The organism is Ralstonia sp. Ralssp110, from assembly GCF_047325135.1.
Taxonomy (GTDB): Bacteria; Pseudomonadota; Gammaproteobacteria; order Burkholderiales; family Burkholderiaceae; genus Ralstonia; species Ralstonia mojiangensis.
On the sequence record NZ_CP168609.1, the window covers coordinates 762,031 to 781,850 of the forward strand.

Sequence of the window (19,820 nt, forward strand, 5' to 3'; positions counted from 1 at the left end):
CGCTGCACCCCCTTCCGTCACGGCACCTGTTACCCCGCTCAGGTATTTGAATCCCCCCCGCGTGGGCTGAAGGTGCGCGGGAAGACGACCGGCGCGCTGCGGTCAACCACACGGTAGCCTTTGGCGGGGCGGTACGAATCGCCTTCCGCCACCCCCGCCTCTTCCAGAAAATTGGCCGACAGCATTCGGGTGCGGAAGCCGCTTTTATCGACCGGGCGACCGAGCACGATCTCGTACATGCGCTGCAACTGCGGCAGCGAGAACGGCTCGGCCAGCAGAAACGCCGGCAACGACGTGTATTCGACCTTGCTGCGCAAACGCGCGACGGCAGTGCGCAGGATTTCCGCGTGGTCAAAGGCAAGTTCTGGCGCACCCAGTACATCGTCCACCGCATACCACGCCACGTCGGCCGCATTGGCGCCCTTGGCAAGCACCACGCCCTGCGCCGGTATCAACGCAAAGTAGACGTGCGTGGCCGACCAGCCGCGCGGGTCGCGTGTGGCCCCGCCCCAGCTGCCGAGCTGCTCAAGATATGGGCTCCCCACGCCGGTCTTCTCCAGCAGCTTGCGGCGTGCGCAGTCTTCCAGCGTGGCATCGACAGCCGTATCGACAAACCCGCCGGGCAGCGCCCATGCGCCGGGAAAAGGCTCGCCTTCGGCGTTGGAGCGCTGCACGAGCAGCACGCGCAATACGTCATCCAGCACCGTGAAGATGACGACATCCACGGTGGTGAGCGGTAGCGGGAAGGACTTTGCAGACGATCGGGTGGCCATGGCGGGTCACAAATTTCTTGACGGCCTCAATAGTAAGTTGTATTGTCCAACCCATACAAGTTGTACTGTACAACTTAAGCACAAAAAGGGAGGTCACCATGTTCGGCATCCGCTTCATCAAGTCGCAGCCCACCGTTCACCTCATGCAGTTCCGCGCCGGCAAGGTGGTGCGCGAAGGCTCGGGCCTGTCGTTCTTCTATTACGGCCCGACGACCACGCTGGTGGCCGTGCCGGTGGCCAGCCAGGACCGCCCTTTCATCCTTGAACTGGTGACGGCCGACTTCCAGAGCGTGACTGTGCAGGGTCAGGTGACATACCGCATCAGCGATCCGCGCCGCACCGCGGCGATGATGGATTTCTCGCTCGCCAAAAATGGCCAGAGCTACGTGTCGGAAGACCCGAAGCGTTTGGGCGATCGCGTCGCTCAGCAGGTCGAAGTGATCGTGCAGCAGGCCGTGCAAGCGATGGAGCTGAAGGCAGCGCTGCGCGCATCGGCGGCAATCGCGCGCACTGCACAAGCCGAACTGGCGGCGCAGCCTGAAATTGCCGCGTTGGGGCTGGCAATCCTGGGCGTGTCGGTCATGGCGGTCAAGCCGACGCCCGACATCGCCCGCGCGCTGGAAGCTGAAGCACGCGAATCCAACCTCAAGGCCGCGGACGACGCCGTCTATTTGCGCCGCATGTCGGCCGTGGAAAACGAGCGCGCCATCCGCCAGAACGAGCTGGACACCGACATTGCGGTTGAGCAGAAGAAGCGCCAGATCCGCGAGACACAGATGGAAGCCAAGGCCACCTTGATGCGCAAGGAGAATGCCCTGCGCAACGAACAGATGGCCGCCGATGTGGAGCTCGAAGGCCAGCGCAAGGCCTTCGTAGCCGGGCAGGCCGAGAACAGCCGCACGCTGGCAGAAGCCGAGGCCTACCGCGTGGCCGCCGTCATGCAGGCACTGGAAAAGGCCGACCCGCGCATCGTCAACGCGCTTGCAGCAGCCGGCATGCAACCCGGCCAGCTCATCGCCCAGGCCTTTGGCGGCATTGCCGAACGTGCCGAACGCATCGGCCAGCTCAACGTGTCGCCAGACCTGCTGCAAGGGCTGATGAATGCCTCCACCGGCACAACCGGCAGGGCCGCATCATGAGCACCGATGGCCGCAAGGTCGTGCTGGTGACGCGCCGCACCCGGCTTGAAGAGCTGGTGGCGCGCCACCACACCCTGGCGCAGGCGAAGTTCTACCTCGAACACCTGGGCGCCGATTTTTCCGACTACCTGACCGAGAACGCCGCCTACGCGCGCAGCCTCGAAATCACCGTGCGCGCGCTGGAAGCCTGGGGCCGCTATCAGGTGGTGGACCGCAGCTACCTGCCCAACTTCATCTTTGCGCCGGACGATATCGTCGTAGCGCTCGGGCAAGACGGACTGGTCGCCAACTCGATGAAGTATCTCGACGGCCAGCCGCTGATTGGCCTGAACCCAGAGCCCGGCCGCTGGGACGGCGTGCTGCTGCCCTTCGAGCCGAAAGACCTCGGCACCGTGCTGGCCGACGTGGCGCGCGACAAGCGCCCCACCAAAGCGGTGACGATGGCCGAAGCGCGGCTTTCCGACGGGCAGGTGCTGCGCGCCGTCAACGACCTCTTCATCGGGCCGCGCACGCATGCATCTGCGTTGTATGAAATCGAGGTGGGCGACCGGCGCGAAGCGCAATCGTCGTCGGGCATCATCGTCGCCACGGGGCTGGGTTCGACAGCGTGGCTGAAGAGCATCGTGACGGGTTCGATGGGCGTCGCACGCGCCATGCATGCCGGCGGCGATGGCTTCCACTATGAGCCCGAACCGTGGGACACCCCGCAACTGACGTTCGCCGTGCGCGAGCCGTTTCCGAGTCGCGCATCGCAGGCCACGCTCGTGTTCGGGCATGTGGATGCGGACCAACCGCTCAAGCTGCGCTCGCGCATGCCCGAGAACGGCGTGATTTTTTCCGACGGCATGGAAGCGGATTACCTGCGGTTCACCGCTGGCATGGAAGCGACGATTTCCGTGGCGGCAACACAGGGGCGATTGGCGGTTTGAATGAAAAAAGGCGGCCGAACCAGGGCCGCCGAAGGAGACACCGCCGCGCTCAGTGCGCCACGGCGTTGAAATTGGGCGGCCGTCGATCGACGAACGCCCGGAAGGCTTCATGCGCCTCCGGAGACTTCAGGCGCTGCGCAAAGCAGGCGCTCTCGGCATCCATCTGCTGCTTGAGCAGTTCGGCATCGCGCATCAGCCGCTTGGTTTCGGTCAGGGCGCCCAGCGGCTGGCGCGCCAACCGCGCCGCAATCGCCTCCGCCTCCGTGCCGAGCTGATACAACGGCACCACCCGATTCGCCAAGCCCCATGCGAGCGCCGATTCCGCGCTCACCGCATCGCCCAGCGCGAACATCTCGAACGCGCGCACGTGGCCCAGGCGCGCGGGCATCAGCAGGCTCGACGCCGCTTCCGGCACCAGCGCCAGATTGACGAACGGCGTAGAAAGCTGTGCGTTGTCCGCCAAGAGCACGAAGTCGCAATGGAGCAGCATGGTCGTGCCGATACCGACCGCGCGGCCCTGCACTGCCGCCACCAGCGGGCGCGTGGCACGTGCCAGCGCATGCAGGAAACGGATGACGTTGCGTTCGCCATCGGCCTTGCCGCCGGTCATGGCAATCGATGCGAATTCGCCGATGTCGTTGCCGGCGGAGAACATGTCGCCTTCAGCGCGCAGCAGCACCACGCGCACGGTATTGTCGCGCTCGGCGGCGTCCAGCGCATCGGCCAGCGCGCCGTACATCGCGTCGGTCATGGCGTTCTTCTTGTCGGCACGTGCCAGGGTGAGCGTCAGCACGCCATCGGCGTTGCGGCTCTGGATGTGTTCACTCATTGCTCGTCTCCGTTGGGGAACTTGGTTTGCAGGCTGGCGAGCCAGCGTGCGACAACATCGATCTCGGCGTCGGTAAAGCCTTCGGTCAGCCGCACATTCAGCTCGGCCAGGCCGTTGCGTGTTTCTGCCAAGGCTTCATGTCCGGCGGACGTGATCCAGAGCTGCCAGGCGCGGCCATCCTTGGCATCGGCGCGGCGCTCGATGAGGCCGGCGTCGGCGGTGCGATCGACCAGCCCGCTCATCGCAGAGGGGCCGAGGTCCAACGCGGCGCCGGCTTCGCGCATCAACGCGCCGTCGTTCTTTTCCAGGAAGAACAGCAGGCCGGATTGCGCGGCGGTCACGCCCTCGCCGGTGCGCGATTGAATCCAGCGCTGCAAGCGGCGTTGTCCGACGCTGATCAGATAGACAAGGCGGCGGTCGGGTGCCGTCATGCAGCCTCCGCTTCGTTGCGTGTGGCGGCGGCACGTTCGCGTAGCCAATCCGCCAGACCTGGCCACAGCGTGGTGGCGAACTGCGAGCGGAAGAAGCCCATGTGCCCCACTGCGCCGCCGGCCTGCGCAGGCGTGATTTGCCGGCGCTCGACCCACGTGTTGGTGAAGTGCATCGTCAACGCGTTGATGGCGGCGGGCGTGGCCCACGGGTCGTCGTCAAAGCCGTAGACGAGCACGGGGTGCGTGACGCGGTTGAAGCGCTCGATGGCACCCAGCGTCGGATCATCGAAAAAGTAACGCTGCATGCCGGCCCATGCGCCCCATTCGATGGCGACACCGCCCGGCAGGTCTTCGCCCAGGCCCATGCGTTTGCCGGGCACGTAGCCGATCAGGCGCGCCATCAAGGGGCCAATGCCGCGCAGGATCAACTCCACGCGCCAGCGTTCGCCGCGTTGACGGATAAAGCGCGAGTTGCCCGTGTGGCAGGCCACTTGCACCACGCCCGCGACATCCCAGTCGGCGCAGCACAGGCCGATGGCGTGACCGCCGACGGAGTGCCCGATCGCCAGTTGCGGCAACTCCGGGTAACGTGTCCTTGCCCATCGCATCACGCCTTCGGCGTCGAGCAGGGCCCAGTCGCGCATGCGCGCAGCAAAGCGGCGCAGGCTCTTGGGCCGGGATGCGCCGATCCCGCGGTAGTCATACGTGATGGTGTGGAAGCCGCGTTCGGCGAGAAACTTGGCGAACGCTTGGTAGATGCGTTGCGGCACGCCCGTGGCCGGATGCATGACCACCACGCCCTGCGGCGTGCCGGCGGCCCTCCAGAGCATGGCGCCCAGCGGGTAGCCGTCCGTGGCGGGAATGGTGTGCAGTGTGCTGTCCATGACGTCGATTTAGTTCGTATGCGAAGTGTTTTACTTTGTATGCGAAGTAAATCGGCGTGTCAACGACGGAAAGATAAAGTACTTGCTTAACTATTCAGAGTCGCTATAGTTAACCACATGCTTAACCATGACACCTCCCTCGATCTCGCCTTCCAGGCGCTGGCAGACGGCAACCGGCGCGCGATGCTGGTGCAGCTCGTGCGCGGGCCGGCGTCGGTGAGCGAACTCGCTCAACCCCTCGATATCTCGCTGCCTGCGGTGATGCAGCACCTCTCAGTGCTGGAGAACTCCGGTCTCGTGCGATCGGAAAAGGTGGGCCGCGTGCGGACTTGCCGTATCGAACCCGAGGCACTGAGCCTCGCAGAGCAGTGGATCAACCAACGACGCCTGGAGTGGGAACAGCACTTCGACCGCCTGGGCGCCTATCTGGACACCCTCAAAACCCAAGGAGACTTGCATGACGACGACCATTGACAGCCCCGCCGGCACGACCCTGCGCCCCCTCGTGATCTCGCGCACCTTCCCGGTATCCCGCGACTGGGTCTTCAAGGCCTGGAGCACCGCCGATCACATCAAGCGCTGGTTCTGCCCCACGCACTACACGGTGCCCCACGCGACAGTGGAGTTTCGCGTGGGCGGCAAGTTCGATGTGTGCATGCGCTCGCCCGAGGGGCAAGACCACTGGTCGCGCGGACACTTTCTGGAGATCGTGCCCAACGCGCGCCTCGTTATCGACATGAACGTCGTTGACGGCGACAACCGCCCGCTGATGAACGCCCACACCGTCGTCACATTTGCCGAAGAATGCGGGGGCACGCGCATGGAAGTCACGCAGACCCACACGCCGCTCGCGCCGATTGCCGAGATGATGATCAAGGGCGCGTCCGAAGGCTGGAAGCAGACGCTGGACAAGCTGGAGCGCGAAGCCGCAAGCGTGCCGGTGGCCGATGGCATCCAGCGCTCGGTGGTGCATGCCACCTTCACGGTGGAGCGCACGTACGACGCGCCGCGCTCGCGCGTGTTCAAGGCCCTCACAGACCCGGCTGCCAAGGCCAAGTGGTTTGCCGGCGGCAACGGCTACACGTTGCTCGTGCGTGAGATGGATGCCACGCCCGGCGGCCGCGAAGTCGTCAAGGGCCGGTGGGACAGCGGTGTCGTCTCCAGTTTTGAAGCGCTGTATCACGACGTCATCCCCAACGAGCGGGTCGTCTATTCGTACGTGATGCACCTGGACGACCGCAAGATCTCCGCCTCGCTCGCCACGCTGGAATTGCGTGAGCCGAAGGACGGTTCGGACGGCACGCACCTCGTGATGACCGAGCAAGGCGCCTTCCTGGATGGCTACGACGATTCCGGATCGCGTGAGCGCGGCACGCAATTCCTGCTCGACATGCTCGGCAATTCGCTCAAGGACTGAGCATCTGCAATACGTCGCGCGTGACGGCCGCCAAGGTGACCGCCGCGCCGACGATCAACACTGCCGCCCACAACACGCCGCCCAGGTGCGCCAGAAGCGCCTGGCGCGGCGTCATTGCGCGTACTGCGCGATACCGTTGCCGAACGACCAGTTCTCGGGTAGCACCTCCACCAGATTGATGAATACATCTTCGGACCGCACGCCGGGCTTGTCGCCCAGCAGTTCGACGATGCGGCGATAGAGCGCCTGCTTCTGCTCACGGTTGCGCGTGTTGTTGGCGGTGATCTGGATGATCACAACGTCGTCGCTGCGCGCAATGCCAAAGTAGGTCGGACTGACGCTGAAGGTGCTCGCGTCGTGCTCGGTGAGCGTCATGAAGCGATCATCTTCCGGCACGTTGAACGTCTCGCGCATGGCGCGATAGACGCCATCGAAAATGGCCTGGTGATAAGCGGCAGGCTTGCCGCGCCGCAGCGACACTTGAACGAGGGGCATGGTCCACTCCTTGGTTTGCAGTGACCACAGCATGCCTCACATTGATCATTGAAAAAATACATCCTAAGGTATTTCAATCATTCGATTCCAAAATGATTGAACCATGAAGATGCTGGATCTGGAGGCCGTCCAGGCGTTCGTGCTGACCGCCGATCTGAAGAGCTTCACGCGCGCGGCCGAGGCCATGGATTCCACGCAATCCGCCGTGAGCCTGAAGATCAAGAGGCTGGAAGATGCGCTGGGCCGCCGGCTTCTGGAGCGCACGCCGCGTCTCGTGCGGCTGTCTCAGGATGGCGCGGCCTTTCTGGTGGCGGCGCGCGAGCTGGTGGCCGCGCACGAAGGGGCGCTGGGCGCGTTTGGCGTGGAACGGCGGCGCTTGTCGGTCGGGATGAGCCACCACATCGTCGGCGCGGAACTGCCACGGCTGCTCCGCCAGATGGGCTTGGCCGAACCCGCATTGACGCTGGAAATCCGCATCGGCAGTTCGTGGGAGATTCTCGACATTTTCGAGAGCGGCGCGTTGGATGCGGCCATCGTGCTGCGCCACGACAACCGTCGCACCGATGGTGAAGTCCTCATGGAAGAACCGTTCGGCTGGATGGCCGCGCCCGACTTCGAGCACCGCGCCGGCGAGCCCATTCGCTTGGCGAATCAAGCGGACACATGCCGCATACGCCAGATGGCAGTCGCCACGCTGGAAGGCGCGGGCATTGCCTGGCAGGAGGTATTTGTGGGCGGCGGCGTGGCCACCATCGGCGCAGCCGCTGCAGCAGGCCTGGCCGTGGCTGCACTCAGCCGCCGGGTGGCGCCGCCCGGCACGGTGGACATGGGCGCTGCGCTCGGCCTGCCTCCGCTTCCACCACGCAGCGTGGTACTGCATTCGCGCTTGACCGATCCTGTGGCAAAAAAGGCGCTGCGCACGTTCGCTTCCGCCCTGCGGGCGTCGGCCGGGCGATAGCCCTGCGCGCAGATTTGCGCAATCGCTGCACCGCGCGGCGCCTGCGGGGCGACTATGCTTTGCCCCATGAAACCGCGCACAGAACACGACTATCACCGCCGCATCGCCCGCGTGATCGAAGCGATCCTGGCCGACCCTGCCGCCCCGCACACGGTGCAGAGCCTGGCGGCGGTAGCGCACCTGTCGCCGTTTCACTTTCATCGCATCTACCGGGCGCTCACCGGCGAAGGCGTGTTCGAGACCGTCCAGCGCATGCGGCTGGCGCAGGCCGCGCACCGTTTGAGCGGCGCAGAAGATTCCGTCACCGATGTCGCACTCAATGTCGGCTATGGCAGCCCGCAGGCCTTCGCCCGCGCTTTCCGTGAATTCACCGGCGTAAGCCCGCGCGCGTTCCAGACCCGGCAGCAGGCACTGAATGTGCGCAGCACCGAGACCGCAGACCTGCCGCCCATCGAACTGATCGAACAGCCGCCTCTGCACGCGCTCTGCCTGCGCCACGACGGCCCCGTTGCGACCATTCGCCAGACGTTTGTCATGCTGCGGCAACTGCTCGGCATCGATATGGAGTCGGCAGATGCGCCTGACCGCATTGGCATCTGCTATGGCGATCCGGAAACGCCGGGCTCGTTCGAATACTTCGCGGGCGTGATCCTCGATACGCCGCGCGCAATCACCGGCCGCCTGCAACCGATGCGCATCGAAGGCGGCCTCTACGCCTGCCACCGGCTGATCGGCCCTTACGCGCTGATCGCGCCCACCATGCAGGCGCTCTACGGCGGCTGCCTCCCGAGCTACGGCTTCGAACCAGACGACCGCCCGGCGCTTGAGCTGTATCGCAGCCCCGGGCGACATCGCCCGCCGCGCGCCTGCGTGACCGACCTGATGATCCCCATCCGCAAGGAGTAAAGATGCTGCATCGTTGCCTTGCCGCCGCGCTGGCGGCCTTAGTCATGGGCGCCGCGTATGCCGGTGCCGCAGACGAGCCCGCTACGCCTTATCACGTGGGCGAAACCACCCGCGCGTTTCACCCGCAGGCTGAGCGCCATTGGCGCGGGGCGCGCACGCAGGCGCTCATCACCAACGTCTGGTATCCGATTGATATTTTCGTGCCGGAGGTTTCGCACAACATCGATGCGCCGGGCCGGTCGCCGTTCCGCATGCAGCCATCTGCGCGCGAGGCGCCCTTTGCGTCAACGCAGGGGCAATATCCGCTGCTTCTGCTTTCGCATGGCACGGGCGGCACGGCCGGAAGCCTCGATTGGATGGCCGCTGCCCTGGCCGCGCACGGCTACATCGTCGTGGGCGTGAACCATCCGGGCAACACGGCGCTGGAACCGCTAACGCGCGAAGGCTTCATGCTCTGGTGGGAGCGCGCCACCGATGTGAGCGAAGTGTTGGATGGCGTGCTCGCCGATCCCGTATTGGGCGCGCATGTCGATCGCACGCGCATCGGCGCCGTGGGCTTTTCGTTGGGCGGCTATACGGTGCTGGAACTGGCCGGCGCACGCACGGATGTCGCGGCCTTCATGGCGTTCTGCGGCTCGCCACAGGCAGACGCCATCTGCCATCCGCCGGAGATGGCCCGCGCGCAGATCAACCCGGCTGCCGACACAACGAGGTCACCGCAGACGGAAGCCTCCCTCGCCCGCTCCGGTGCGTCCTACCGCGACGCACGCATCAAAGCCGTCTTTGCGATGGCGCCCGCACTGGGCATGGCGATGGACGCGACGTCGCTTGGCAACATCAGCATCCCGGTCTCGCTGATGGCCGGAGACGCGGATGTCACCGTGCCCATCGACACCAACGTGCGACGCGTCGCCAAGATGCTGCCCAAGGCCGATCTGCTGCTGGTGCCGGGGGCGTCGCACTACACGTTCGTGGACGCGTGCCTGCCGGGTGCCGCACCCCATGTGCCGCTGCTGTGCAAGGATAACGCCGGCGTCGATCGCGATGCGGTGCATGCCCAGGCCGTGCGCCGGGCGCTGGATTTTTTCGCGGCGACGCTGCCCGGTCAGACCTGAGCGTCGCCCGCGATTCGGTGCAGATCGATTACTGCTTCTGCACCGCCACGCTGCCGATCGAATAGCCCGCGCCAAACGAGCAGATCATGCCCAGGTCACCCGACTTCAGGTCGGCACGATGACGGTGGAACGCAATGATGGAACCCGCCGATGCGGTGTTGGCGAACTCATCCAGAATGACCGGCGACTCGTCCGCCGATGCGTCGTGCCCAAGCAGGCGTTTGCCGATCAGCTGGTTCATCGCCAGGTTGGCCTGATGCAGCCAGAAGCGGCGCACGTCGGCCGGGGCGTGGCCCAGTTGCTGCAGATGGCCGGCAATGTGCTCGGCGGCCATCGGGCAGACTTCCTTGAAGACCTTGCGGCCTTCCTGGCGGAAGAGCTGATCGCGGTCGTCCGGGTTGCGGTCTTCGCTGCGCGAAAGGTAGCCGGCGTTGTTGCGGATGTTGTTGGAAAAGCTCGTCGCGCATTTGGTGCCGAGCACACGCCAGGCGTCGGCGGAGCGTGTGTCTTCCGCGCGCTCGACCAGCACGGCCGTGCACACGTCACCGAAGATGAAGTGGCAATCGCGGTCTTTCCAATCGAGGTGGCCGGAGGTGATTTCCGGGCTCACGACCAGCGCGGCGCGCGCCGTGCCGCTGCGCACGGCGTTGATGGCCTGCTCCAGCCCGAACGTGGCCGACGAGCACGCGACGTTCATGTCGAACGCATAACCGCCCGCGCCAATGCCGTTCTGAATTTCCACGCCCAACGCCGGATACGGACGTTGGAAGTTGGACGTCGCGCAGAGCAGCATGTCGACGTCGGCGGCGTCGCGGCCGGCAGCGGCCAATGCATCGCGCGCGGCGGCCACGCCAATCTCTGCTTGCAGCGATAGCGCATCGTCGGGGCGCGGCGTCAGATGCGGGCGCATGCGCGTCGGGTCCAGCACGCCGGCCTTGTCGATCACGTAGCGCTGTCGAATACCCGAAGCCTTCTCGATGAACTCCGCCGACGACTCCGCCAGCGCCGTCAGCTCGCCCGCCGCAATCGCCGCGGCATGCTGCGCGTTGTAGCGCTGGGTGTAGGCGTTGTAGGAGGCGACCAGCTCCTCGTTCGTGATGACCTCGGGCGCGACCCACAGGCCCGTGCCGCTGATGACGACGTCGTGCATACCCGGAATTTGTGAATTTTTCGTGGCGGCGACGATAGCACATCGGCCCGGCAATGCGGGTTGCGGGATGTGGTCGTTTACATCTAGTTTGGCCTTGCGCTGCCGCGCGCACATGGGCAGGCGGCCGCTCGCGACTCCGCGCCTGAGCGGAAAACAATGCGTTACGCTAGCCGCCATCCCCGAACTTTGCAGGAAACCCGCATGCCTATGCTCAGCCCCTCCCGACTTGCCCAAGCGTGCGTGGCCGTCGGTGCCGCCCTCGTCACCACGCTGGCGCTGGCCCATCCGAAGCTGCTCTCGGCCAATCCCGCCGACAAATCCACGGGCCCGGCGCCGGCCCAGATTGCGCTCCATTTCTCGGAAAAACTGGTTGCACAGTTCTGCGACGCCACGCTTGTCATGACGGCAGCATCCGGGCCCACCAATGTGGCCGCCAAGGTTGCCACCAGCAGCGACGGGCGCACGCTGACCGTATCGCCCACGCAGCAGCTCGCGCCTGGGGCGTATCGCGTTGACTGGCACGTTGTGGCCGCAGACACGCACCGCGTGGCCGGCAACCTGACGTTCCAGGTGAAGTAACGCGATGCCGGAGGACTGGCTGGCCATCACCCTGCGCCTTGCGCTGTATCTGGATTTGATGGTGCTCTTTGGCGTATCGCTTTTCAGCCTTTACGCGCTCGGCCCAATCGATCCATCGTCGGACATCTCTCGGCTGTACGCCAGGGTGACCGAGGCATCGGCATCGGCCGGCATCGTGCTGTCGATCTGGGACGTGGTGGCGATGGCCGAGTCGATGACAGGCGCCACGCACTACAGCCAGTTGACCGGCCATGTCTTCGACATGATTTTGACCGGCACGGCAGTCGGTGCGGCATGGCTGGTGCGCACAGCGGTGCTTGCGGCCAGTCTCGTCGTAGGAATCGCATGGCGCCGAAATATGCGCCGCCAACGGATCGGGCTTGCGGCGTCGGGTGCCATCGCGCTGGCCACGCTTGCGTGGGCCGGGCACGGCGCCATGGACGACGGCGTGCGCGGCATGCTCCATCTCGCCGCCGACATCGCACATCTGCTCGCGGCTGGCACGTGGGTGGGAGCGCTGGTCGCCTTCGTGTTGCTGTCGTTGGCCGCGCGGGCCCGCACGCCGGATTCGGTACAAACGCTCAGCCGTGCCTCCAACGGCTTCGCGATCATCGGCACGTGCATCGTGGGGATGTTGATCGCCACGGGTGTCGTCAACTACGTGCTTATCGCCGGCCCAACGTTCGATGCGCTCTTCACCACGCCGTATGGATGGTTGCTGCTTGGCAAGCTCACGCTGTTTGTGTTGATGCTCGCGCTGGCGGCAGGCAATCGCTATCGGCTGAGCCCGGGGCTTGCGGCCGCCCTCCGCACGGGCGATTCCACGGGCGCAGTGAAGGCGCTGCATAGAAGCCTGCAGGCGGAGACCTGCCTTGCCATGCTCATCCTCGTGCTTGTGGCTTGGCTGGGCTTGCTTTCGCCGGTGCCTGCTTAGCGGCCCGCGCGGTCAACAAAACAAAACGGGTGACAGCGCCGCGCCATCACCCGTTCGTTGTTGCGTACCGCCGGCGCGGCGCTTACTTGTTCGCCGCAAGCTCCATGATCATGCGCGACAGCAGATAGAGACGCGGCACGACGCTCTCCACTTCTGCGTATTCCTCCGGCGTGTGGATGCCGCCGCCGACAATCCCGAAACCATCGAGCGTGGGCGTGCCGACACCCGCCGACAGGCTGGAATCGGCCGCGCCGCCGCTACCCTCGAGCGTGAGCTTGCGGCCGATCTCGCCGTAGATGGCTTGCGCCTTGGCGGCCAGTTGGTCGGACGCTGCATTGCGCGGCATCGGAGGGAAGCTGCGCACCAGCGAGGTCTTCACTTCCGTCTCGGCGATCAGCTTGTTGGCCGACACGCGCGTCAGATCGCGCTCCACGCGGTCGAATTCCTCCGGCACAGCCACGCGCACGTCTGCATAGGCCGTTGCATGGTCGGGAATGACGTTGGTTGCGTCGCCCGCCTTGAGCACCGTCACGTTGAAGGTTGTCTGCTTGGCGCTGTCGCCCAGCTTGCCGACTTGCAGCACCTGGTGCGCCAGTTCGTTTGCGGCGTTGCGACCGGATTCGGGCGCCACACCGGCGTGCGCGGCCTTGCCTTTGATGTCGATCTCCGCAGTGCCGCTGCCCTTGCGCCACACGACCAGCCCATCGGCGGGTCGACCAGGCTCCAGATTGAGCGTCACGTCATGCTGCTTGGCCTCGCGCTCGATCAACGCGCGCGTGCCCTTTGAGCCGGTTTCCTCGTTGGTGTTGAGCAGCAGCGTGACTTGCCCGTATTGCTTGAAGTCGAGCTGCTGAAGAATCTTCATCGCGTACAAACCCGCCACCACGCCGCCCTTGTCGTCCATCACGCCGGGGCCGTAGGCGCGCTTGTCCTTGATGGAGAACGGCTTGGCGCGGGCCGTGCCGTCCTTGAAGACGGTGTCCATGTGGGCCATCAACAGAATGCGCGTTTTGCCAGTGCCCTTCCAGGTGGCGAGGATGTTGTTGCCGACTGCTGGCGCGGCGGACACCGTTTCCACCTGGGCGCCGGCCTTGCGCAGTTCGTCGGTGACGATGCTGCTCATCTGGCTGAGCCCGGCTTCGTTGCCCGTTCCCGAATCGATATTCACCAAGCGCTCAAGCAGGTGCAGTGCGTCGCCACGGTAACCCTGTGCGGCGGACAGCACCTTGGGATTGGCATCGGCAGCGCAGGACAGACCTGACGCACACAGCAGCAATGCAGCAACGGCAAGGCGGGATGGTTTCATACGGGACCTTTGTAGCGGAGTGACAAAACGGCCATTACACACAAGATCGGTGCTTGCGGGGGCAGTGATGTTGCGCGAGGCGCACGGGTGTCACCCGCAGCTTGTCCTGGCAGACAAGTCATGCAGGGGCGGCGGGTGGCACGATCAGGCACTGGCGCAACTATTCATTGCATGCATTACCGGTCATTCAAAGAATAAATTTCACAAATAATGCACGCCCCGCTAATCTGATCCCCTTTGATTTGGCGAGCAGACGATGGCGGAGCTTTATCTCGTACGGCACGGACAGGCCTCGTTTGGCGCGGCAGATTACGACCGGCTCTCCGAGCGCGGCGAGCAGCAGAGCGTCTGGCTCGGCGAATATTTCGCGCGGCAGGACATTGTTTTTGATCGCGTCATCTGCGGCACATTGCGCCGCCATGAGCAGACCGTCGACGGCATCCTGCGAGGCATGGGCGTTTCGGGCGCGGCGTATGAGCAGCACGCCGGGCTGAACGAATACGACTTCCAGGGGCTCTTTGCCGCGCTCGGCGAAGATTTTCCGGAGCTGACGCAACTGGCTTCGGGCTCGATGCGCGATCACTACCGGGCGCTCAAGCAGGTGCTGCATCTGTGGTCGGACGACAAGATTCGCGGTCCGCTGCCCGAGACCTGGGCCGCCTTCCAGCAGCGCGTAGGCGACGCGCGCGCGGCCATCCAGGCTGGCGGCGGGCAGCGTGTGCTGGCGGTCAGTTCCGGCGGCCCCATTGCAGTGACCGCGCAGCAGGTGCTGGCCGCTCCGCCCACCAGCGCCATTGCGTTGAACCTGCAGATCCGCAACAGCAGCGTCTCGCAGTATTTCTTCAACGCTGAATCGTTCCAGTTGGCCACTTTCAACGGCGTCCCGCATCTGGACGACCCGGCGCGACGCGCATTCCAGACATACGGTTGATCGCCCAGGCGGACGACCAAAACACAAAACCATTGGAGGAGCACCCCATGAGCACGAACCTGTTCGACCTGACCGGAAAGATCGCCCTGGTCACTGGCGCCAGCCGCGGCATTGGCGAAGAGATTGCCAAGCTGCTTGCAGAACAAGGCGCGCACGTGATCGTGTCGAGCCGCAAGCTGGCCGACTGCGAAGTCGTGGCAGAACGCATCCGCGAAGCCGGCGGCAAAGCAGAAGCCCTCGCCTGCCACGTCGGCCGCATGGAAGACATTGCGGCGGCGTTCGACACCATCCGCCGCAAGCACGGCCGGCTCGACATCCTCATCAACAACGCGGCGGCAAACCCGCACTTCGGCCATATCCTCGACACAGATTTGGCGGCCTATGAGAAGACCGTGGAGGTGAATATCCGGGGCTACTTCTTCATGTCGGTCGAAGCCGGCAAGATGATGAAGGCGCAGGGCGGCGGCGCGATCGTCAATACCGCGTCGGTCAATGCGCTGCACCCGGGCGACAAACAGGGCATCTACTCCATCACCAAGGCCGCCGTGGCCCACATGACGCGCGCCTTCGCCAAGGAATGCGGGCCGTTCGGCATTCGCGTCAATGCGCTGCTGCCGGGTCTGACCAAGACCAAGTTCGCAGGCGCCCTGTTTGAAGACAAAGCCACGTACGACCGCTGGATCAGCGAGATCCCGATGCGCCGCCACGCCGAGCCGCGCGAGATGGCCGGCACGGTGCTTTACCTCGTGTCTGATGCGGCGAGCTACACCAATGGCGAGTGCATCGTCGTCGATGGCGGCATGACGGTGTGACGCTGGCCCGGCCACGCGTAGCATCCAAGATGACGACCCTACCCCACGCAACCACGGCGCGTGCCGACTTCGGCCGCGTGTCGGTGTTCTTCGGTGAGAAAAGCGGGAAATATCCCGACGGCAACCAGGTCGTCATCCGCGGCTCGGACACGTTGGCCGCGTTCGACACGCCGCTCGTCTCCAACCACATCGGCCCCGAGTTCGACGCGACCGAGCTGGTGGTAATGGGGCATGTGCATGAAGACCACATGGCTGGTCTGCATCGGCTGCCCCGCGCGACGGTGTACGTGCATGAAGCCGATCTGGCCGCCGTCCAAAGCTGGGACGGCATGGTCGCCACATACGGCCTGGACGATGCCACCGCTCCGGCCATGCTGGACAAACTGCAGCGCGAGTTCTTTTACGCCCCCCGCCCCGATGCGCTGGGCTATGAAAACGGTGCGCGGTGGGACCTGGGCGATACGCACGTCCGCGCGTTTCACATGCCAGGCCACACCGCCGGCCACACGGTTCTGCTGGTCGAGCCCGAAGGCGTGGCGTTCATCGGCGACATCGACCTGACCGGCTTCGGCCCCTACTACGGCGACGCCTGCTCAAGCCTGCGTGATTTCCGCCGCAGTCTGGCGCGCCTGCCGGACATTCCGGCCAAGGTCTGGGTCACGTCGCACCATCGCGGCATCTACACGGACCGCGCGCACTTTCTGCGCGACTTAGCGGCGTATACGGCCAAGCTGGACGAACGCGAACAGCGTCTGCTGGCCATGCTGCGCGAATCCCCCAAGACACTGGCGCAATTGGTGGAGCAGCGCCTGCTGTATCCGCCGGGCTACGAGGCGTTGTGGGTCGTCAGCGCGGAAACCCGCACGATTTCCCAGCACCTGGCCGAACTGCAGGCAGATGGGCGGGTGCAGGTGGACGGATACGGCATGTACCGGGTCGACTGAGGCGCCCGTCGCGGTAGTGCGGCGCGACTGCAACATCGCCCTTGAAATCTGTGGATACCTGTATATATTTACAGTAACTGTAAATTTATACAGCACTCACCATGGACGACCTGATCCGCATCGAAAACGAGTACGACCGCCAGACGGTGCTCTGGCTGCGCGAGCGCCTGGGTGAACAGGCGCTGAACGAAGTCGTGTTGCGCATGAATGTGCGCGGGCGGCCGTATGCGTCGGAAGTCTGCCGCACGCTGGGCCTGACGCCGCCGCCGCGCAAGCGGGCGACACCGCGTGCGCGACCATTCAACCGGGCCGTGGGCGAGGCCTATCTGGCCACTATTCGCGGCATCCTTGGCGGCGGGCACGCAGCGGCGTAAGCCGGCGTGCGCTAGTCCGCAAGCGTGGCGGCCGTCTCTTCGCGCAACCAGGCGAGCCACGCGCCGGCCGCGCTGTCGGCCGCAATAGGCGCATCGGCCAGCAGGTAGTAGGCCGACCCGTCGCGTCGAAAGCCGTCGGGCGCAATCAGCCGCCCATCTTTCAGGTCATCACCAGCCATCAGCTTCGACGCGATGGCGGTGCCCTGCCCCGCCAGGGCCGCCTGCAAGCTCAGATAGAAATGTTCGTAGCGCGCCTCGGGCAACCGACCGCGCGGCCGTGCCGTGCTGCTGGCCCGCCACCACGCCTGCCATGCATCTGGGCGCGTGGCGGTATGCAGCAGCCGTCGGCGCGCGGCGATATCCGCTTGCGGGGCGTGCACCGGGCCAATCCACTCATCGCAAATGGGCGCCGCATGCACGTGCGCGGGCCACGCAAAGTCATCACGGCGCAATGCGACGTCCACGCCCGTGCGGGCGAAATCGATGGGGCCGCCCGCAGCAAACAGATGCACCTGGGTGGACGGATGCCGCACCTGAAAACGCGACAGCCGCGGGATCAGCCACCGCATCGCCAGCGTCGGCTCGCACGATACGACCAGCGCTGAAGACGTGGCCCGACGAGCAATCTGGTCGATGCTATCCGTGAGAATGGCGAACGCATCAGTCGCAGCCGCATGCAACTGTTCACCCGCAGGCGTCAGGAAGACCGCGCGGTTGCGCCGCTCAAACAAATCCACCCCTAACGATGCTTCCAATAGCCGTATCTGTCGGCTTACAGCGCCATGCGTAACGTGCAATTCTTGCGCCGCACGCACGAAGCTGCCATGCCGGGCAGCAGCTTCAAACACGCGCAGAGTATTCAGCGGAGGCAGCGCCATCTGTCAGTTTTTCTCACCGAAAGACGGCATCATAAATCGATTTTCGGCGATGGCGGAGGCATCCAGAATCGGCGCATCCGCACTTTGCGATTGCGCCCGTCATGACCGAACTTTTTGCTGTTGCCCTCATCACCATCCTGGCCGTCATCAGTCCGGGCGCGGACTTTGCCATGGTCACGCGCAACAGCCTGCTGCATGGGCGCCGCGCCGGCGTGCTCTGCGCGCTGGGCATTGCGCTGGGCGTACAGGTGCACGTGTTCTACACGATGTTCGGCGTGGGGCTGCTGATTGCGCATGCTCCGGCGCTTCTGCAGGGCATCAAGCTGATAGGCGCGGCGTACCTGGTGTGGATTGGCTGGAAGACACTGTCGGCCAAAGCGTTGCCCGGGGGCGAGACAGCCGCCCACGGTGGCGGCACCGCGCCGCTATCGACGCTCGCAGCGCTGCGCATGGGCTTTCTCACCAATGCCCTTAATCCAAAAACGACGCTGTTCGTGGTCAGCACGTACACGCAGGTTGTTCACGCTGGCACACCGCTGGTCGCGCAGTTTGGCTATGGCGTGTTCATGTCGGCGGCGCACGCGGTGTGGTTTGCGTTGGTGGCGGCGGTGTTTGCGTCAGGTGCGTTGCGACGTTCGCTGCTGGCACGGCAACGCATCGTAGACCGTGTGATCGGCGTGACCCTGATCGGGTTGGGATTGGCGCTAGGGCTCGCGCGGCTTGCGTGATGTCACGCAGAGCGGCCTGCCCGTGCCTGCGCCCATGCCGTCTGCCCCAGGTCTTCTGCTGCATTAACAGGCGTCAGCCCGTTTGAGACAGTGCCCTCGCGCCCTCCCCGTCGCCGCGTGGCGATGGAGGCCACCGCGCAAACCCGCTGACTCGCAGCACAACCTCACACCTGGAGTGCAACCATGCAATGGAATCGCGCCTTCACTGACCTGATCCGCAACGGCCGAGCCGCTTACTGGGGCAACTGGACGCTGGCCCCCACCATCAAACCTGGCGCCGTGGGTTTTGTTTCGCCCGACTCCGGCGACTTCACGCCCGTCAAGCCGGAGACGCCGGGCGTGGCGATCAGCACGCGCACCGTACCGAACCAATGGAAGCTGTCGACCAACAACGTGCACCGCACCGAGAGCAACGTCAAACTCGACGGCTCGGTCACCGACCCGGACACGGGCACCAAAGTCAATGCCGGCGTAGAAGTGAAATGGGAGTTCTCGGCGGTCGGCTCGATCGCCTCGGAATTCGGCATTGCCTCGGAGTCGTACATCAACGACCTGACGCAGCTCACGCGGCCCGAAACGATCAAGTGGCTGGCCGAGCAGGCGCAGTCCGTCAGCATGGGCTCGGGCGGCAATATCGCGCAGGGCTTTGGCGTGGTGACCAGCGTGATCCTGGCCAACAGCGGGCTCAACGTGGGCTCGCAAGACAACAACTCGTCGTTCTCGATCACGGGCTCGGCGGGCGCCGTGCATGACATGCTGGGCAGCGCCACGGGCAAGGGGTCGTTCGTGTCGGTCAACCAGACCAAGAGCGTCGATCAGCACCTGTGGCCGTTCGAGCCGGGCAAGCAGGCGCCTGCGCCCATTCCGGTGGCTTACACGTTTGCTTCGTTCGACGGCAACCTGCTGATCCCGAACTGGATCACGCGTCTGGGCGGCTTCGAGATCTACTTCAACAACAAGCCGGGCTGCACCTACGTTACGCACATCCAGCTGCGCTACAACACGCAGCAAGGCCCGCGCAGCGACGAGTTTTCGCTCAGCGGCGGCATCTCCAAGACGGTCGCGAACATCCCGCTCAACGCCACCGATATCCGGGTGGACGTGAAGTTCCAGGGCGTGGTGAACAGCGACAACTATTCGTTCAGCTGGCCCAGCCCGCTAGGCCAATGGCTGACCGGCCGGCGCGAGATCGAGATGACCGGCGTGTGGCCGGGCCCGACCCACGCCATCGAGAAGTAACGCCGAAAGCAAAGCGGCGGATCGTCCGGGAGGAGACGTCCGCCGCGCTGCATCCGTATACAGGGTGCG

The 19,820-nt window shown here is 64.9% G+C and carries 24 protein-coding genes; 15 read left to right on the forward strand and 9 right to left on the reverse strand.

From position 1 onward, the window contains the following. Positions 1-38: 38 nt before the first annotated feature. Entirely contained in the window at positions 39-773 is a 735-nt protein-coding gene (locus ACEN9T_RS04010) for an NUDIX hydrolase (protein ID WP_413706501.1), read from the reverse strand. Between the two features lie 98 nt (positions 774-871). Here ACEN9T_RS04010 and ACEN9T_RS04015 point away from each other — a divergent pair, with 98 nt between their 5' ends. Both ACEN9T_RS04015 and ACEN9T_RS04020 read left to right on the forward strand, forming a co-directional pair. Next, positions 872-1,912, forward strand: coding sequence for an SPFH domain-containing protein (locus ACEN9T_RS04015; protein WP_092971131.1), 1,041 nt, complete (start codon positions 872-874; stop codon positions 1,910-1,912). Further along, positions 1,909-2,841: a sugar kinase gene (locus ACEN9T_RS04020; RefSeq protein WP_413706502.1), complete on the forward strand. Its 933-nt coding sequence runs from the start codon at positions 1,909-1,911 to the stop codon at positions 2,839-2,841. The genes ACEN9T_RS04015 and ACEN9T_RS04020 overlap by 4 nt, the downstream gene beginning before the upstream one ends. A gap of 49 nt (positions 2,842-2,890) precedes the next feature. On the opposite strand, the gene ACEN9T_RS04025 is transcribed toward ACEN9T_RS04020, so the two are convergent. From ACEN9T_RS04025 to ACEN9T_RS04035, 3 genes are read right to left on the reverse strand one after another with little or no spacing between them, the layout of a single operon-like run. Further along, positions 2,891-3,670, reverse strand: coding sequence for an enoyl-CoA hydratase-related protein (locus tag ACEN9T_RS04025; RefSeq protein WP_413706503.1), 780 nt, complete (start codon positions 3,668-3,670; stop codon positions 2,891-2,893). Then, the gene (locus ACEN9T_RS04030) at positions 3,667-4,101 is read right to left on the reverse strand and encodes a MarR family winged helix-turn-helix transcriptional regulator (protein ID WP_413706504.1); all 435 of its coding nucleotides are present in this window, start codon (positions 4,099-4,101) and stop codon (positions 3,667-3,669) included. Before ACEN9T_RS04030 ends, ACEN9T_RS04025 begins: the two co-directional genes overlap by 4 nt. Continuing rightward, positions 4,098-4,985, reverse strand: a complete 888-nt coding sequence (locus tag ACEN9T_RS04035; RefSeq protein WP_413706505.1) for an alpha/beta fold hydrolase — start codon at positions 4,983-4,985, stop codon at positions 4,098-4,100. Before ACEN9T_RS04035 ends, ACEN9T_RS04030 begins: the two co-directional genes overlap by 4 nt. Positions 4,986-5,102: 117 nt before the next feature. Between ACEN9T_RS04035 and ACEN9T_RS04040 the strand changes: the two genes are divergently transcribed. Then, entirely contained in the window at positions 5,103-5,459 is a 357-nt protein-coding gene (locus ACEN9T_RS04040; protein WP_092971126.1) for an ArsR/SmtB family transcription factor, read from the forward strand. Then, entirely contained in the window at positions 5,443-6,402 is a 960-nt protein-coding gene (locus tag ACEN9T_RS04045) for an SRPBCC family protein (RefSeq protein WP_413706506.1), read from the forward strand. Before ACEN9T_RS04040 ends, ACEN9T_RS04045 begins: the two co-directional genes overlap by 17 nt. Here the strand turns inward: ACEN9T_RS04045 and ACEN9T_RS04050 are convergent. Both ACEN9T_RS04050 and ACEN9T_RS04055 read right to left on the reverse strand, forming a co-directional pair. After that, the gene (locus tag ACEN9T_RS04050; RefSeq protein WP_260773637.1) at positions 6,392-6,517 is read right to left on the reverse strand and encodes a hypothetical protein; all 126 of its coding nucleotides are present in this window, start codon (positions 6,515-6,517) and stop codon (positions 6,392-6,394) included. The genes ACEN9T_RS04045 and ACEN9T_RS04050 overlap by 11 nt on opposite strands. Beyond that, positions 6,514-6,897 (reverse strand): tautomerase family protein, encoded by a 384-nt coding sequence (locus tag ACEN9T_RS04055; protein ID WP_316882817.1) that lies wholly within the window; start codon positions 6,895-6,897, stop codon positions 6,514-6,516. The genes ACEN9T_RS04050 and ACEN9T_RS04055 overlap by 4 nt, the downstream gene beginning before the upstream one ends. A gap of 103 nt (positions 6,898-7,000) precedes the next feature. Here ACEN9T_RS04055 and ACEN9T_RS04060 point away from each other — a divergent pair, with 103 nt between their 5' ends. From ACEN9T_RS04060 to ACEN9T_RS04070, 3 genes are all read left to right on the forward strand, one after another. Beyond that, entirely contained in the window at positions 7,001-7,855 is an 855-nt protein-coding gene (locus ACEN9T_RS04060; protein ID WP_092971124.1) for a LysR family transcriptional regulator, read from the forward strand. Positions 7,856-7,921: 66 nt separating this feature from the next. Further along, positions 7,922-8,761, forward strand: a complete 840-nt coding sequence (locus ACEN9T_RS04065; RefSeq protein WP_413706507.1) for an AraC family transcriptional regulator — start codon at positions 7,922-7,924, stop codon at positions 8,759-8,761. Between the two features lie 2 nt (positions 8,762-8,763). Beyond that, positions 8,764-9,876, forward strand: coding sequence for an alpha/beta hydrolase family protein (locus tag ACEN9T_RS04070; protein WP_413706508.1), 1,113 nt, complete (start codon positions 8,764-8,766; stop codon positions 9,874-9,876). 28 nt (positions 9,877-9,904) lie between these two features. Here ACEN9T_RS04070 and ACEN9T_RS04075 read toward each other — a convergent pair whose 3' ends face one another. Then, a complete protein-coding gene (locus ACEN9T_RS04075) occupies positions 9,905-11,026 on the reverse strand; it encodes a beta-ketoacyl-ACP synthase III (protein WP_413706509.1) in 1,122 nt (373 codons plus the stop codon). Positions 11,027-11,227: 201 nt separating this feature from the next. Between ACEN9T_RS04075 and copC the strand changes: the two genes are divergently transcribed. Further along, positions 11,228-11,605, forward strand: a complete 378-nt coding sequence (gene copC / locus ACEN9T_RS04080) for a copper homeostasis periplasmic binding protein CopC (protein ID WP_413706510.1) — start codon at positions 11,228-11,230, stop codon at positions 11,603-11,605. 4 nt (positions 11,606-11,609) lie between these two features. Beyond that, on the forward strand, positions 11,610-12,539 hold the full coding sequence (copD, locus tag ACEN9T_RS04085; RefSeq protein ID WP_413706511.1) for a copper homeostasis membrane protein CopD: 930 nt from the start codon (positions 11,610-11,612) through the stop codon (positions 12,537-12,539). Between the two features lie 82 nt (positions 12,540-12,621). On the opposite strand, the gene ACEN9T_RS04090 is transcribed toward copD, so the two are convergent. Next, entirely contained in the window at positions 12,622-13,845 is a 1,224-nt protein-coding gene (locus ACEN9T_RS04090; RefSeq protein ID WP_413706512.1) for a M20/M25/M40 family metallo-hydrolase, read from the reverse strand. A gap of 256 nt (positions 13,846-14,101) precedes the next feature. Between ACEN9T_RS04090 and ACEN9T_RS04095 the strand changes: the two genes are divergently transcribed. The 4 genes from ACEN9T_RS04095 (at position 14,102) to ACEN9T_RS04110 (ending at position 16,906) form a co-directional block, all read left to right on the forward strand. Then, positions 14,102-14,776 (forward strand): histidine phosphatase family protein, encoded by a 675-nt coding sequence (locus ACEN9T_RS04095; RefSeq protein WP_413706513.1) that lies wholly within the window; start codon positions 14,102-14,104, stop codon positions 14,774-14,776. A 47-nt stretch (positions 14,777-14,823) separates the two neighbouring features. Then, positions 14,824-15,588, forward strand: coding sequence for an SDR family oxidoreductase (locus ACEN9T_RS04100; protein WP_024977639.1), 765 nt, complete (start codon positions 14,824-14,826; stop codon positions 15,586-15,588). Positions 15,589-15,617: 29 nt separating this feature from the next. Beyond that, the gene (locus tag ACEN9T_RS04105) at positions 15,618-16,532 is read left to right on the forward strand and encodes an MBL fold metallo-hydrolase (RefSeq protein WP_413706514.1); all 915 of its coding nucleotides are present in this window, start codon (positions 15,618-15,620) and stop codon (positions 16,530-16,532) included. Between the two features lie 101 nt (positions 16,533-16,633). Then, positions 16,634-16,906 carry a hypothetical protein gene (locus ACEN9T_RS04110; protein ID WP_413706515.1) on the forward strand — a complete coding sequence of 91 codons (273 nt, stop codon included), beginning with the start codon at positions 16,634-16,636 and terminating at the stop codon, positions 16,904-16,906. Positions 16,907-16,917: 11 nt separating this feature from the next. Here ACEN9T_RS04110 and ACEN9T_RS04115 read toward each other — a convergent pair whose 3' ends face one another. After that, positions 16,918-17,784 carry a LysR family transcriptional regulator gene (locus tag ACEN9T_RS04115; RefSeq protein WP_092971115.1) on the reverse strand — a complete coding sequence of 289 codons (867 nt, stop codon included), beginning with the start codon at positions 17,782-17,784 and terminating at the stop codon, positions 16,918-16,920. Positions 17,785-17,885: 101 nt separating this feature from the next. On the opposite strand from ACEN9T_RS04115, the gene ACEN9T_RS04120 reads away from it, so the two are divergent. Further along, positions 17,886-18,512, forward strand: a complete 627-nt coding sequence (locus tag ACEN9T_RS04120) for a LysE family translocator (protein WP_413706516.1) — start codon at positions 17,886-17,888, stop codon at positions 18,510-18,512. Positions 18,513-18,695: 183 nt separating this feature from the next. After that, a complete protein-coding gene (locus ACEN9T_RS04125) occupies positions 18,696-19,751 on the forward strand; it encodes a hypothetical protein (RefSeq protein ID WP_092971113.1) in 1,056 nt (351 codons plus the stop codon). Positions 19,752-19,820 lie beyond the last annotated feature (69 nt).